The sequence below is a fragment of the Bacillus sp. AFS012607 genome (assembly GCF_002558005.1).
Taxonomy (GTDB): domain Bacteria; phylum Bacillota; class Bacilli; order Bacillales; family Bacillaceae_G; genus Bacillus_A; species Bacillus_A thuringiensis_S.
On sequence record NZ_NTVM01000020.1, the window covers coordinates 13,688 to 28,202 of the forward strand.

Below are 14,515 nucleotides of genomic sequence, written 5' to 3' on the forward strand. Positions count from 1 at the left end.
GATAAAGAGCATCGACAAACAATACAAATGGAGGGATTCCATATGAAAGCACTTTGTTTCGAACAGTTTGGAAATCCAGATGTACTACAATATAAAGAAATACATGATCCAATCATAAATCCAAATGAAATTCTAGTCCGCACGAAAGCAATCGGATTAAACTTCGCTGATATTTATAGACGCCGCGGCGATTATCATCTTGCTGGCAATCCGCCTTATGTATTAGGTTATGAAGGAGCTGGAATTGTTGAAAAAGTAGGAGCTGACGTTACTACTATCAACCTAGGAGACCGTATTGCATTTGCGGACGTCCCATTTGCAAATGCAGAACTAGTTGCCGTTCCATCTGAAAAAGTAATCCCACTACCAGATTCTATTTCTTTTGAAACAGCCGCTTCTGTCTTATTACAAGGATTAACTGCACATTATTTAACGCAAGATAGCTATCAACTAAAACAAAGTGATATAGCTTTAGTACACGCTGCAGCTGGTGGCGTCGGTCAACTTCTTGTTCAAATGATTAAACTATATGGCGGAAAAGTAATTGGTTTAACGTCATCAAAAGAGAAAGCAAAGATAGCTACATTAGCTGGTGCCGATCACGTATTTTTATATAACGAAGAATGGCATACGAAAGTACTTGAAATGACTAATGGAACTGGAGTAAATGTTGTATATGAATCAGTAGGTTCTACATTAGAGGACAGTTTTAACGCTACTAAAATTGGCGGTACTGTCGTATTTTACGGAATGGCTGGTGGTAATCCTGCGCCAGTTGATCCACGTATGCTTATGGATACTTCAAAAACTTTAACTGGCGGAGACCTTTGGAACGTTCTTACCACTTATGAAGAACGTAAAAAACGATCTACTCAATTATTCGATTGGATCGCAACTGGCAAATTAAACATTGAGTGCCCTACTACATTCTCCTTACAAGATGGTGCTCTTGCACATAAATTATTAGAGAGCAGAAAAAGTACAGGGAAGATTTTATTAATTCCATAATCGTTCCAATAAGAAAAGGAAGCTAGATTTCTCTACCTTCCTTTTCTTATATCTCTTGGAGATTTAATTATATTTCCACACTTTCTTTCCCTTTTGCAACATAACTCATATCTCCAACCGACTCGACTGTATATGTTCCATCTTGGTATACAATCTTCGTCACACTAGCATTTTCCACCCCAAGTTTTGTTTTGCTACTGTCTAACATTTCTATTAAGGTAGTAATCAAAAGCCCATGAACGACAACTAAAACGTTACCGCCACCATTTTCAGCAGCTTCTTCACTAATTTTATCTATCTCAGCTTTTATACGAGTAGAAAATAATTCCCAATCTTCCGCCTGTTTTGTAGGATCTGCTACTCTAATAAGATTAATCACTTCTTGAATAGAAAACTTCATAAGTTCTTCTGGTGATGGAACGCCTGCAGCTTTTCCAACCACATCCCACATATTCTCAAGTTTTTCACCTTCAAAAATACCGAAATTTAATTCTCGCAAATCTTTTCTTTGCTCAAGTTTTAATTTTGATTGCTCACTATATTTTAATACTAAATTAGCAGTTTCAATCGCTCGGCCACTATCACTACTATACGCATTCATAAAATGAATATCTTTTAATCCTGTTCCTAAATTTGTGGCAACTTCAACACCTTTTTCTACTAATGGAGAATCAGCCCAACCTTGCGCGCGATGATTCGTATTTAATATTGTTTTACCGTGTCTTGTAACATATAACGTAACTGCATTCTCATTGCTATCTGTTTCTCGCTTATTCATTCTATTCTCTCCCTTTACGTTTCTATCTCAATTTTACCACCTCAATTATTCATTGAGCAAAATATACGTCAGTAGATCCGCTTAATAAAAAAAGCTATCTTTCTGTATATCCATACAAAAAGATAGCATCTTTTATGATTACATTTCTTAACCGTTACTCCTACTCAGCAAAAGCACTCGAATACTGAACAACTCCTTCTACACCTTGGAGAGCGTTCTCTCTTAGCTCCATCGCCATAAACACTTCTTCAGGCACTTCAAACGGTGCTTTTACATTCCACTCACTTGCTTTCTTAAAACCAAATTTCGGGTAGTACTCTGGATGTCCTAATACTACAACTGATCCGTATCCAAGTTCTTTCGCTTTTTCTAAAGCAGCCGTGATCAGTTTTCCGCCAATTCCTTTCTTCTGATGGCCCCTAGCAACTGAAACTGGCGCAAGTGCTAACGATTCTACAGAAGTTCCATCTTGTTCTATTGTAATTTTCGATAACATAATGTGACCAACTATATCTTCATCTACCGCAACAATTGATAACTCCGGAACAAACGCGTCACATTCTCTAATACGTTTTACAAGTTCATGTTCTGTTTTATCACTAAATTCTTCAAGTAAAAATGCTTCTTTTACGACTTCTTCTGTTTTTCTATAATCATTTTTTTGTTCTTGTCTAATCGTTACCATTTTAACTTATCCTCTATTCTTTCTTATTTCTTTTTGAATTTTACGCAGTGCTTTTTTCGATCCGCGCTCAATATCGTGTTGCATTTTTCTTTCTTTATAATCAACAAATAGTGTATTTAAATCGTATCCTTCTGGATATAACTCCTTCGCTGCTACTTCTAAAGTAATACGTTTTACATTTACTTCAACGAATTCACCGTTATAATATACAACAACGTTATAAAAATTATCTTTTTCCTTATAGATGATACCAAAATCATCATAATCCAATAAATTCACACGATCGCCGATTTTGTACTCATAATGAGATTCTCTTTTTTCTTGTACAAATTTCGGTTTTCTAATTTTACTTTCATTCACTTTTTCTAAAGCGTACTCTTTATTTCCCATGTACTCTTTCGCTCTTTTCAGTACATGTTCTTTTACGCTCATTTTATTCGCAATCCAAAGTGCATTACTTTCCCCTGATTTTCCGATAACTAATTTATAAAGCGGCTCTAACGTTTCACTATTAAATTGCATCGCTGCATTCATAAAGTCATCGTGCATTTCTGAGAATCGTTTAATTTCTCCGTAATGCGTACTCGCAACGGTAATACATCCCGCAAGGTACAATTCTTCTAAAATAGAAATTGCAAGTGCTGCACCTTCATTCGGTTCTGTACCGCTCCCAATTTCATCAAATAATAGCAACGTATTATTATTTGACATCCTCATAATCTCAGAAAGATTTTTCATATGAGACGAAAATGTACTTAATGCATTTTCAATACTTTGATTATCACCAATATCTACGAATACATTTTCGAAAATAGCGATTTCTGTACCTCTATCTCCTGCAATATGAAGGCCTGACATTGTAGCTAATGTTAACAATCCAATCGTTTTTAACACAATTGTCTTTCCGCCCGCATTCGGCCCTGTAATAATTAAACTACGATACTCTTGACCAATTTTAAAATGTAACGGTACAACTTGCCCTGTTAAAAGCGGATGCTTACAATTCACTAAATGAATGTAGCCATGATCATTTAACTTCGGCTCTATTCCATCAGTCGTTTTACTAAACTTTGCCTTCGCAAATACCATATCATACTGACTAATTAGCTCCATGTTAATCTTTATACTATAAATGTTTTCTAACACCATTCCTGATAACGTCGCTAAAATCTGATACTCTTCAACCGCTTCTTCTGCTTTCAAACCTGCTAATTCTGCATTCAATTTCGTAACCGTATGCGGTTCTATAAATACAGTAGAGCCTTTTGCCGAGGCTTCAATAATACTTCCAGCAACTTGATTTTTATAGGAAGATTTAATTGGAATCGTATAACGGTCATCCTTTTTACTAATAAAGAATTCCTGAATGAATTTCTTATTTGCACTACTATTTAAAAATTTCATTAAACGTTCTTTTATTTTCCCATCTACAGAATCAATATTATTTCGAATTCGCTTTAACTCTTTACTTGCAGCTACATCAATACTATTTCCTTTAATTGAAAAGTTAATTTCCTCTTCAATACTTTTATATTCAGTCATTGAATTTGCATAAGAAGCTAATACTGGTGCAAAAAATTCTTTATCTAACATAAACTTTTTAATCTTTCTACATCCACGTAAAAAGTCTGAAACACTTACTAATTCTTCTGGATCTAAAATCATCCCTTTTTCTAATTTTTGAATTGTACTAGCAATATTAGAAATGCCGAAGAAAGGAACATGCCCCTCTGCATCTAATATAGCTCGTGCTTCTGTCGTTTCATTCAAGCGATTTCTCACTACTTTTAGACTCGTACTCGGCTCTAATTTGTTTAATAATTCCTTACCTAATCCACTTACACAATAAGATTTCACTATATCCTTTAATTCGTTATATTGTAACTTTTCAAAAGTCATCGTATTCATTTTGTTTCTCCTCACTATGATTGATTTTTATCATAAATGAAGATACCTACTCATTAGATTCCAATGAGTTCTACATTATTCAATTACCATTTTTATACATTAAAAATATATACAAAAAAGCTGCGGGGATACCGCAGCTTTTACATTTACAAGGCATGTGTAATAACATATGAGGAAATAAGCCATAAAAAAATAGATGGCAGTCCCTTATTACACGCTTTATAAAGTATTGTAGGTATCTTCATAGGTATCGAAATAAATCCATGACAAAGTTAGGGGTATGGTATACATAAAAATCCCCTGTTCTTATCTGACTTATTTCATTAAATTTTTCCTATTTAGTACCTACCGCACTCACAAAAAGCACCTCTCATTAATTTATATTATAGTCATTGAAATCTAATTTATTGAAATCATCATACTATATGTTACGTGAGAAGTAAAGGTGTCATACTTAAGTAGTACGTAACTGTACGCTTCAATATCACTTAAACTAGACCTATATTTGCTGAGGAAAAATTATAGAAGCGGCTCCGCTATTGCGAATGTCATTTACTTCCTCTAATACATTTAATAATTATGACAAGCAATGATAGGAGGTTTACTATATGAATGAAGAATATAATACTTTACATGGACCTGCTCTGGAACCAAATTTAATCGGTCCCACACTACCATCAATTCCACCATTTACTTTCCCTACTGGACCTACTGGAATCACAGGCCCTACCGGTGCGACAGGTTTTACTGGAATCGGAATAACTGGTCCCACCGGGGTTACAGGTCCTACCGGAATCGGAATAACTGGCCCCACTGGGGTTACAGGTCCTGCCGGTATCGGAATAACTGGTCCCACTGGGGTTACAGGCCCTACCGGAATTGGAATAACTGGTCCCACTGGCGCAACTGGTTTAGGGATTCTTCCCGTATTTGGAACAATAACTTCTGAAGTAGGAATCGGTTTTTCAGCAGTAGTTAATACAAATGTCAACTTTACCATTCCAGGACCTGTTAGTGGAACTACTCTAAATCCAGTAGACAACTCCATTACAATTGATACCACTGGTGTATACTCTGTATCCTTTTCAATCGTATTTGTAATACAAGCTATTTCGTCTAGCATATTAAATCTTACAATAAACGATTCCATTCAATTCGCAATTGAAACACGAGTTGGTGGTGCTTCTGGGGTAAGAGCCACATCCGCCAGAACTGATCTATTACCTTTAAACCAAGGAGATGTTCTTCGATTACGAATAAGAGAAGCCACGGGTGACATTATTTATTCCAATGCATCTCTTGTTGTTATAAAGGTCGACTAGTTCTTTTATTACAATAAAGATTCAGGAAAAATAAATATGCACCATATAAAAAGGAGAGGAAAACTTATATTTCAGTCTACCTCTCCTTTTTCATCACAAAATTACTGCTGAACATATATGGAAACTGATCCTCCACTTACTTGGAACTGCCCCCACCCGTCCTTATTAATTGTTACAGTATTTGTTTGATTACCCGTAATATCGTACCATACTTCCCCTGCGTTATTCTTCCCAACATCCATCCACTTTGACCCTCCTGGTCCATCAGAGATTAACGTTGCTAAACCAGAATTAGCATGTACACTATCACCTTCTCTTGTCCAGCCAATTACATCTGGATGATCAAAATAATCCCGCTGCGTACCATATGCAAAGTTTTTTCGTGCCGTCAAAATCGGATCAATTTTGTCCTTTAACGCTGGAATTTCATAGTTACTATTTCCTTTTGTACCATAGTAATCACCATAGAAAACAGAAGGATATCCCTCTGCACGCGTTAAAATAAATGCATATGCCAACGGTTTGAACCAAGGGCTCACTACAGATTCCAATGACTGACCAGGCTGTGAATCATGATTTTCAACTAGAGTAACCGCAAGTGTAGGATGATTCGCAACTACCGTTCCTTTTAAAATATTTCTCATATCATAATTCCCATTTCCTGTTGAAGCATAATGAAAATTATAATGCAGTGGTGCATCGAACACAGATTGATTATAATTGACCTTCGCTAAATAATTATTTAAAGTCTGGATATCATTTTGCCAATATTCAGCTACTGTAAACATTTCTTTCCCCGTTTGCTGTCTAACATGATTTACCCAATCGCGCAAATATTCATGATCAATATGTTTAACAGCATCTAAACGAAAGCCATCTAAATTTAATTCCTTCGCATACCACGTTCCCCATTTTTTCATTTCATTCGCAACATCTGGATGATCAAAATCAAGATCCGCGTACATCAAATAATCATAATTCCCATTCTCGCTAGACACTTCCCAGTCCCACGCTTTACCTATGCCCCTAAATTTATAAATTCGGTTTAATTTCTTTCCTTCATCCCAATCTGTTCCGTCAAAATGATACCATTTCCATTTGAAATTAGAATAAGAATCTCCACGCCCTGGAAAGTTAAATCCTGTCCAAGCACTAATTTCATAATCACCTGATACTTCAACATTTCGATTGCTTGGGTCTACCTCAACTGCTGTGACAGTTTCTGTATAATCAGCCCCACCTTTATGATTCATAACTACATCACCGTATACATCGATGTTTTTCTTATGTAAAGCGTCAATTGCAGACTTCAATTGTGCTTTCGTCCCATATTTCGTCCGCACTGTTCCCTTTTGATTGAATTCCCCCAAATCATATAAATCATATGCTCCATATCCTACGTCATTTTGCGTAGTTCCTTTATATGCAGGTGGTATCCAAACAGATGTAATTCCTTTTTGCGCTAAATTTTCAGCATCAGTACGCAAACGATTCCAATGATCCCCATCATTCGGAGCATACCACTCAAAATACTGCATTAACGTTCCATTGTTAACTGTATCTGCATATGCTTTACTCCCCTCATATATACTAGGTAAAAACATAACAACTGACAATCCGACTATTGTTACTCTTTTAAACATCTGTACACCATCCCCTTCTAAGAAAGCGTTTGCATAGTTTATCAGAATTATTATAATATTCGTTCCACCGTTAGTAAAGTAGCAATCTCTCACTCTCCCACATTATTTTTAATCTCACTTCAAATATTCAACGTAGTTTTAATTTCACATCCTATTCAAGATTGTTTACAATTTACCTATAAAAACATAACGGAGGGATTTCTATGACAGACTTTCAAAAACAATTTTTCGTACGATTATATATAGAAGAAAAAGACACAGTTTCATTTGAAGATTTATCTAACATTATGTACGCAATGGCACAAACTGTTCCTTTTGAAAACTTAAATATTCTCGAAAAGAATTTTAAAGAAATATCAAAAGAAAATTTGAAAGAGAAAATTTTAGTAAATAACCGTGGCGGTCTGTGTTATGAACTCAATCCTACTATGTATTACTTCTTGAAAGATTCTGGATTCGATGTTCATCTCGTTTCAGGAACAGTTTATAACGCTACAAACTCCATATGGGCTGTTGATTCTGGCCATATTGCAACCGTTTTAACACATCATAATGAACTTTATTTAATTGAAGTAGGATTCGGATCATACTTACCTCTTGCCCCTGTCCCTTTCTCAGGTGAAGTCATTCACTCTGTTACAGGAGATTATCGTATTCGTAAAGAAATGACCGAAAAGGGAAACTACATTTTAGAGATGCGGAAAAACAATGAGTTCTTGGATCAATCTTCTGCTGATGATTGGACGTTAGGCTATGCATTTTATATAGAAGAAGTGGATGAAGAAAAAGCAAATACAGCACAAAAAATTATCGTTGAACATGAAGGGTCACCCTTTAATAAACTACCTCTTATTGTAAAACTAACTGAAGATGGGCATGCCTCTTTAACGAAAGATAGCCTTACAGTAGCGAAAAATGGTAAAAAAACGAAAGAAACCGTTACAGACATGCAATTTACAAACCTTTTACATTCAAAATTTGGAATTACACTATAAGTATGTAAGCCTTGTTATTTTAGCAAGGCTTTTCAATTTTCAGCAGGGATTTTTTGCAATTTGTTGTATTTCATAGTTATATAGAAATATAACTACATGTTTAGAAAGGAAATGATTATGACAGAACTTAAAGATCGATTACAAGTAGCTGATATAGAAAAATGGGATTTAACAGACATTTACCATACAATTGAAGATTGGGAAAGTGATTTTCATAAAATTGAAGTTTTAACGAAGGAATTACACGAGTTTAATGGCAATATTCACGATGGCAATAGTTTATTAGCTTATTTAACGAAGAGTGAAGAAATTTCTAGCATAATATCTTTAATGTTCGCTTATGCACGATTACAATCTGACCTTGATACGCGCGATACTGACGCGCAATCTCTTGTCGATAAAGTATCACAATTACATGTGAAAGTAAGTGCGGCTAAATCTTTCTTTTCCCCCTTCTTACTTAGCATAGACGAAAACACATTACATTCTTACATAGAAGAAACAGAAGGCTTACAATATTATAAAGAAGACTTGTTTGAATTATATCGTTATAAAAAACACGTATTGAATAAGGACCAAGAAGAAATTTTATCACAAATGGGTGAAGCTCTTTCCTCTCCACAGCACACATTTGGTATGTTAAACAATGCAGATATATTATTTGGTGAAGTGACGACTGACGATGGAGAGAAAGTGAACTTAACACGCGGAATGTATGCAAAATTAATAGAAGATACGAATCGTGAAAAGCGTAAAGAAGCTTATAAAGCATATTACAAACCATATGTTCAGTTAAAGAATTCCATCGCATCTACTTTATCCGCTGCTATTAAAAATAATGTTACTGTTTCGAAGCTAAGACACTATCCATCGGCGTTAGAGAAATCATTATTTGGCGATATGGTTCCGAAAGAAGTATATGAAAACCTAATTGATACAACGAAAAAAAACATTCAAACATTACATACATACAATGAAATTCGAAAAGAAAAATTAAACGTAGATGAACTAAGACAATACGACCTAGGCGTCGATTTAGTAGAGGGTGCAAAACAAGACATTCCATATAGTGAAGCATTTGACATTATGATTGCATCACTAGCTCCTTTAGGAGAAGAATATATTGAGACATTAAAAAGTTTTAAAGATAAACGATATATAGACGTAAGAGAAACACCAGGAAAACGTTCTGGTGCTTATAACTTTGGTGTATACGGTGTTCATCCTTTCATTCTTTTAAATCATCACGATGATTTAAACAGCCTGTTCACTCTTACTCATGAATGCGGGCACGGTATGCATACGCACTATTCACATGGATACCAACCAAGAATTTCTGCACATTATTCTATCTTTGTCGCAGAAGTCGCTTCTACAGTAAATGAAGTGTTATTAATTCACTATTTATTAAAAGAAGCAAAAGAAACGAACGTGCGTAACCATTTAGTTAACCATTTTATTGAGAAATTTAAAGGTACTTTCTTTACACAAATCATGTTTGCAGAATTTGAAAAAATCACACATGAAATGGCTGAGCAAGGTAAACCATTAAATGCACAAGTCTTCAGTGAAATTTATGAAAAGCTATTTAAAGAATATAACGGTGATTCACTTGTATTTGATGAAGAAGTAAAATACGGATGGGCTAGAATCCCTCATTTCTATCGCCCGTTTTACGTATACAAATATGCAACTGGATTCGCATCTGCCATTCAAATCGCTGATAAACTATTAAGCGGCGATCCAAATGCTCAAAAACATTATATTGAATTCCTTAAAGGCGGAAGTTCTGACTATCCACTAAACTTATTGAAAAAAGCTGGTGTTGATTTAACTACGCCAGAACCGATTGAAAGTGCATTGAAACAATTCACTCAACTTGTTGAGGAGTTTTCAGCATTATAAAAAGCATGCAGAGTATATACTCTGCATGCTTTTTTCATTTCGGTTACTTTATGCTAAATGTTGCTGCGTCACACAGTGAATCATGCCACCATACGCAAACAGCTCATTTACATAAATGCCGACAATTCTTCTTCCCGGAAACTGCCCTTCAATAATTTGAAGCGCTAACTTGTCATGCTCATCGCCATATATAGGAACCAATACAACCTCATTTCCAATATAAAAGTTTAAATATGAGCCCTTACAATCTGCTTCTTTTACAGCTTTTCTTGTCACCGGTACTGGTATAAGCTGAAATGGTTTTCCATCTATATTTCTTGCTTGTCTCAATTCTTGATAATGCTTTTCGTACGCCTCCAAAAGGTATGGCTCTCCTTCATCGAAAGGATCATATTCGTATAGTATCGTATTTTCATTTACAAACCGTGCCGCGCCATCAATATGATAATCCGTATCTTCATCATAATTATCCTCTCCGCGTATACCAGTTATCCATATGAAATTTGTTACTCCTAAATATTTCGTTAACTCCATTTCAATTTCTTTCTGACTTAGTGTGGGATTTCGATTTTCATTTATAATAGACGTTTTCGCCGCCATTAAGGTCCCGTTTCCGTTTATCTCAATTCCCCCACCTTCTAGACAGACACTAGATTTAACTTTTGGAATACTATACATCTCACTTATTTTTGCCGGAATAACAGCATCATTTTCATACGGATATTTATCTCCCCAACCATTAAAAACCCAGTGTGTTAAGCAGAGATTGCCTTCCTTATCTTTTACAAAGATCGGTCCATTATCTCTTATCCACACATCATCCGTCTCTTGAACTAAGAAATCAATTTTATCCATATCCACTTTCGCTTCCATTAACTTCGATTGGACATGTACTTTTTCTTCCTCATCATATACAACAATATGCACAATTTCTCCGTAATGAAGCTCCTTTGCCATCGTTACCCAAATATCATCTAGCTTAGCTCTGTAACCTTCACCTCTATGAGCTTTATCATGAGGCCATTGGAGCCATGTCCCCTCATGTTTCTCCCACTCAGCAGGCATATAAAATAAATTTTTTATCATACGTGTTCCCCCCCTTCTTTGAATGTAATTTCAGTCTAAACTTTGACATCGTGTTAAGGTCAACAGATATATATTCATTTACTTGTAACTACTTTATAAGGTGACTCTTTATTTCGCCTTTTTATTATGATAAATTGCTTTCGTACATAGAATAAGGATTGACATAATGTTAATGTCAATCCTTATTCTCATTCTATTTTCGTAACTAAAAAACAAATTTGTGTCACATACTCTTCTGCTAAACAATCACATTCAGGTCCCTTTATATAAACCTCATATGGCGAATTAACTATTACATACCCATTTTTTTCAACCCATTCTTCTAACGCTATATAAGCGTAACCTATATAGTCGTAACTTCCATAATGCATAGTAGTAACGATTTGATGTGGACTTAGTTTTTTCATTTCATATTCTTGTACTACATCTTCATCATTCCCCTGCATAACCGGGATTCTTAATTCAATATCACTGTTACTTGGAATATATTCTTCATCATAAAAGACTGCAGATGGCGAACCGACTATTTGAAAGTTATTTTTTTGTACCTCTTCATATAAGTCATAAAAATAATCATCTATATCATCTATATCTATTTTTACTCTTTGAGTAATTATCGTTACTTCGTTCCTCATTCCCATTAATATATCGTAACTTCTATGGCGAGCAATATTTAGACTACTATTCACCATTACCATTTCATTCATTTCTGAAATAACCTGTAAATTTTGCTTCACTTCATGAGACAACTCGATAATTTGTGATTGTATATGTTGAACAAACGAATCTTGATCCGATGACTGCAAAACAATTTTAATTTTTGGAAGAGGAAATTTATACTCCCTTAGCTTTTTGATTTTCAACGCTACTTCCAGCTGTCCTTGTTCATAATACCTATACCCATTAACCGGATTCACATATGCCGGTTTTAATATCTCCTCTTTGTCATAATGTCTTAACATCCGCGTACTCATTTTACAAATCCGAGAAAACTCAGCGATGGTATACATATCAATACTCCTTGAATACATTTTCTTTTCATTACCTATTTATTAAAACCAATCAAAAATCTTCTTCATTGAAAAATCTTCATTCTGATTTTTCAATCTTCTTATTTTCGAAGGTAACAAATGACTTGGACAATACCACGTTAAACAATTCATCGCGCCTCCCATTGTTGATATTTCTCCTACATGAATTTGAATAACTTGTTTCTCCGTATACTGTTGAATATATCGTAAAACTTCCTCGTCTTTAGCTAGTCCAAACTTAGGAACATACAGAGCATCACATGATTCTAACATATTTATATACAATCCTTTTGCCGATGCTATCTCTTGATCATATTGTCCTTTCTCTGTATACGATGAAGGAACAACTATAAATGCAGCTTCTGGCATTTGTTCTTGAATAATCTCTTGAACACTATATCTAAATTCATGATCCCCTAAAAAATCACTAATAAACATTGTATGTTCATCAATAAATTTAACCATTCCGTCTGCGTGTGCTAGTACATCCCCTTCTTCAGCAGGAATAATAATAACTCGGCTCACATCTAAATCCCATTCTAACTGCTCAATAATTTCCTCTTCTGTCCAATCATCGTTATCATCAAATATGCGTTCTGTTAATATTACAGTATCTTTTTTATTCCAAATAAGATTACCACCATCTAATATTAATGGAGATTTTACATATTCAAAGTCATTCTTTTTCAACCATTTATTAAATTGTTGATCTAAATATCGCCCTTGATCATCTGGCAAATAATTTGGTCGATATTTAAATTTAACTAGATGATTTGTGGCAACCGGTGCAACATCTCTTAGCCAAATATCATCATACTCAAAACAGCTCGTATGAAAGTCTTGTTCTTCAACAGATAAAGATATAAGTTGATCTGCCATTGATTTCTTTTCATTTAAACATTCATTAAAGTAAATCAAGTCTTCATAAAATGGTTGATAATATTCATTCGATTCGTCTGGTATTGCAGTAAAAATAATCCCATTATGTTTTTGTTCCATATTATTTACCTCGCTTTTTAATAGTAGTTACATAACTGATTTCACAAAGTCAACTATTCCTCAATTCATTTCTCTTTTCATTACAACTCATGAACCGCGTATATTTCATGAATGGATTATAGCATGGAGAAATATTATATATTTATATAAAAAATATAAAGCTGACGTTAAGCCTTAAATTGACTCTTGACAAGTTTTTTAAATAACCTATTTTAAAACAACAATAAATGATTAAATGATTTTTTATCACGATTCAAACCCATTACTTCTAATAGATCGTTTTGATTATATAAATTCACTAAATGCGCTTCTACTCCTATACAAATTCCTTCTAGCGGAAGATCATTTGGATCCTGACCAAAGGGATCTTCAATTTCAACCCCTATTGCTTCAATACCTATGAATGCAAAACTTATAAATGTAAACTATTTTGATTATTGTAATGAACCATATTTACAAAAACCTCTTTCTCTATTAACCTTTTATTCTTTTAAATCACGAAAGTATACAATTAAATAATAGAATCATAAACCCTATCATTATGAGGCTGGTTAAGATTATTTCTTTCAATACCGTTACTCCTTTTTTGCAAAAAGATAAAATATCTTATTTAATTCAACAACAAATGTTCACTATTCTAAATCCCGACGCATCATTTTAGAATTCGCAATGAACAACGCACTAATTAATACAAAGATTGCACAGGCATATAACAATAAATCTAACGGACTATCGTGATCTATAATGATGAGACGCACAATAGCTGTTATACCTATATATATAAAATATCGTAATGGAAAATGAAAATTCATTTGAAAATACTTTATAATCATTACGATGAATTCAAAGTACAAAAAGAATACGACGATACTATCAATTAAATGATAACTAGATTCATTACCATCCAATTTCAGTTCTTGTATAAACTGAATGACTTCTTTCATAAGAAATACACTTAGAACAATCCCTAAGCAAATTAAAGCTACATTTAAAATGTACTGTAAAACGATAGGGAAATACGAAAACACTATTTTAAAATTCTTTAACACAAACATTTTTCTCCTTTACCATATAAAACGAAAAGCGAACATACACTACAATTCAATTATCATTATATTTAATTTTTATTTTTACAAATAATAAGGAACGACAAAA

Annotated in this window: 12 protein-coding genes and 1 pseudogene; 4 read left to right on the forward strand and 9 right to left on the reverse strand. The window is 34.2% G+C overall.

Features of this window, described 5'->3' with window-relative positions:
• The first annotated feature begins 42 nt into the window (after positions 1 to 42).
• Positions 43 to 1,008 (forward strand): quinone oxidoreductase family protein, encoded by a 966-nt coding sequence (locus tag CN409_RS21600; RefSeq protein WP_000645236.1) that lies wholly within the window; start codon positions 43 to 45, stop codon positions 1,006 to 1,008.
• A 67-nt stretch (positions 1,009 to 1,075) separates the two neighbouring features.
• On the opposite strand, the gene CN409_RS21605 is transcribed toward CN409_RS21600, so the two are convergent.
• The 3 genes from CN409_RS21605 to CN409_RS21615 form a co-directional block, all read right to left on the reverse strand.
• The gene (locus CN409_RS21605) at positions 1,076 to 1,786 is read right to left on the reverse strand and encodes a histidine phosphatase family protein (protein WP_001042047.1); all 711 of its coding nucleotides are present in this window, start codon (positions 1,784 to 1,786) and stop codon (positions 1,076 to 1,078) included.
• A gap of 160 nt (positions 1,787 to 1,946) precedes the next feature.
• Positions 1,947 to 2,471 carry a GNAT family N-acetyltransferase gene (locus CN409_RS21610; RefSeq protein WP_000256473.1) on the reverse strand — a complete coding sequence of 175 codons (525 nt, stop codon included), beginning with the start codon at positions 2,469 to 2,471 and terminating at the stop codon, positions 1,947 to 1,949.
• 6 nt (positions 2,472 to 2,477) lie between these two features.
• Complete coding sequence (locus tag CN409_RS21615) at positions 2,478 to 4,379, reverse strand: endonuclease MutS2 (RefSeq protein WP_097981039.1); 1,902 nt, start codon at positions 4,377 to 4,379, stop codon at positions 2,478 to 2,480.
• Positions 4,380 to 4,987: 608 nt separating this feature from the next.
• Here CN409_RS21615 and CN409_RS21620 point away from each other — a divergent pair.
• On the forward strand, positions 4,988 to 5,701 hold the full coding sequence (locus CN409_RS21620) for an exosporium leader peptide-containing protein (protein ID WP_001001586.1): 714 nt from the start codon (positions 4,988 to 4,990) through the stop codon (positions 5,699 to 5,701).
• 101 nt (positions 5,702 to 5,802) lie between these two features.
• On the opposite strand, the gene amyS is transcribed toward CN409_RS21620, so the two are convergent.
• Positions 5,803 to 7,344: an alpha-amylase gene (gene amyS, locus CN409_RS21625; protein WP_000476899.1), complete on the reverse strand. Its 1,542-nt coding sequence runs from the start codon at positions 7,342 to 7,344 to the stop codon at positions 5,803 to 5,805.
• 203 nt (positions 7,345 to 7,547) lie between these two features.
• On the opposite strand from amyS, the gene CN409_RS21630 reads away from it, so the two are divergent.
• On the forward strand, positions 7,548 to 8,339 hold the full coding sequence (locus tag CN409_RS21630) for an arylamine N-acetyltransferase family protein (protein ID WP_000129232.1): 792 nt from the start codon (positions 7,548 to 7,550) through the stop codon (positions 8,337 to 8,339).
• Between the two features lie 117 nt (positions 8,340 to 8,456).
• Positions 8,457 to 10,244 carry an oligoendopeptidase F gene (pepF, locus tag CN409_RS21635; protein WP_086390696.1) on the forward strand — a complete coding sequence of 596 codons (1,788 nt, stop codon included), beginning with the start codon at positions 8,457 to 8,459 and terminating at the stop codon, positions 10,242 to 10,244.
• A 48-nt stretch (positions 10,245 to 10,292) separates the two neighbouring features.
• On the opposite strand, the gene CN409_RS21640 is transcribed toward pepF, so the two are convergent.
• The 5 genes and pseudogenes from CN409_RS21640 to psiE form a co-directional block, all read right to left on the reverse strand.
• Entirely contained in the window at positions 10,293 to 11,330 is a 1,038-nt protein-coding gene (locus tag CN409_RS21640) for an agmatine deiminase family protein (RefSeq protein ID WP_079245794.1), read from the reverse strand.
• Positions 11,331 to 11,518: 188 nt separating this feature from the next.
• A complete protein-coding gene (locus CN409_RS21645) occupies positions 11,519 to 12,340 on the reverse strand; it encodes a MerR family transcriptional regulator (protein WP_079245795.1) in 822 nt (273 codons plus the stop codon).
• Between the two features lie 42 nt (positions 12,341 to 12,382).
• Positions 12,383 to 13,360, reverse strand: a complete 978-nt coding sequence (locus CN409_RS21650) for an agmatine deiminase family protein (protein WP_000435525.1) — start codon at positions 13,358 to 13,360, stop codon at positions 12,383 to 12,385.
• Between the two features lie 212 nt (positions 13,361 to 13,572).
• Positions 13,573 to 13,782: pseudogene (locus tag CN409_RS21655) on the reverse strand (bestrophin family protein); the annotation flags it as partial.
• A gap of 210 nt (positions 13,783 to 13,992) precedes the next feature.
• The gene (psiE, locus tag CN409_RS21660; RefSeq protein ID WP_140159717.1) at positions 13,993 to 14,409 is read right to left on the reverse strand and encodes a phosphate-starvation-inducible protein PsiE; all 417 of its coding nucleotides are present in this window, start codon (positions 14,407 to 14,409) and stop codon (positions 13,993 to 13,995) included.
• Positions 14,410 to 14,515 lie beyond the last annotated feature (106 nt).

Coding starts and splice junctions, on each gene's coding strand:
- CN409_RS21600 (WP_000645236.1), top strand. CDS start 43: ATGAAAGCACTTTGTTTCGAACAGTTTGGAAATCCAGATGTACTACAA.
- CN409_RS21605 (WP_001042047.1), bottom strand. CDS start 1,786: ATGAATAAGCGAGAAACAGATAGCAATGAGAATGCAGTTACGTTATAT.
- CN409_RS21610 (WP_000256473.1), bottom strand. CDS start 2,471: ATGGTAACGATTAGACAAGAACAAAAAAATGATTATAGAAAAACAGAA.
- CN409_RS21615 (WP_097981039.1), bottom strand. CDS start 4,379: ATGAATACGATGACTTTTGAAAAGTTACAATATAACGAATTAAAGGAT.
- CN409_RS21620 (WP_001001586.1), top strand. CDS start 4,988: ATGAATGAAGAATATAATACTTTACATGGACCTGCTCTGGAACCAAAT.
- amyS (WP_000476899.1), bottom strand. CDS start 7,344: ATGTTTAAAAGAGTAACAATAGTCGGATTGTCAGTTGTTATGTTTTTA.
- CN409_RS21630 (WP_000129232.1), top strand. CDS start 7,548: ATGACAGACTTTCAAAAACAATTTTTCGTACGATTATATATAGAAGAA.
- pepF (WP_086390696.1), top strand. CDS start 8,457: ATGACAGAACTTAAAGATCGATTACAAGTAGCTGATATAGAAAAATGG.
- CN409_RS21640 (WP_079245794.1), bottom strand. CDS start 11,330: ATGATAAAAAATTTATTTTATATGCCTGCTGAGTGGGAGAAACATGAG.
- CN409_RS21645 (WP_079245795.1), bottom strand. CDS start 12,340: ATGTATACCATCGCTGAGTTTTCTCGGATTTGTAAAATGAGTACGCGG.
- CN409_RS21650 (WP_000435525.1), bottom strand. CDS start 13,360: ATGGAACAAAAACATAATGGGATTATTTTTACTGCAATACCAGACGAA.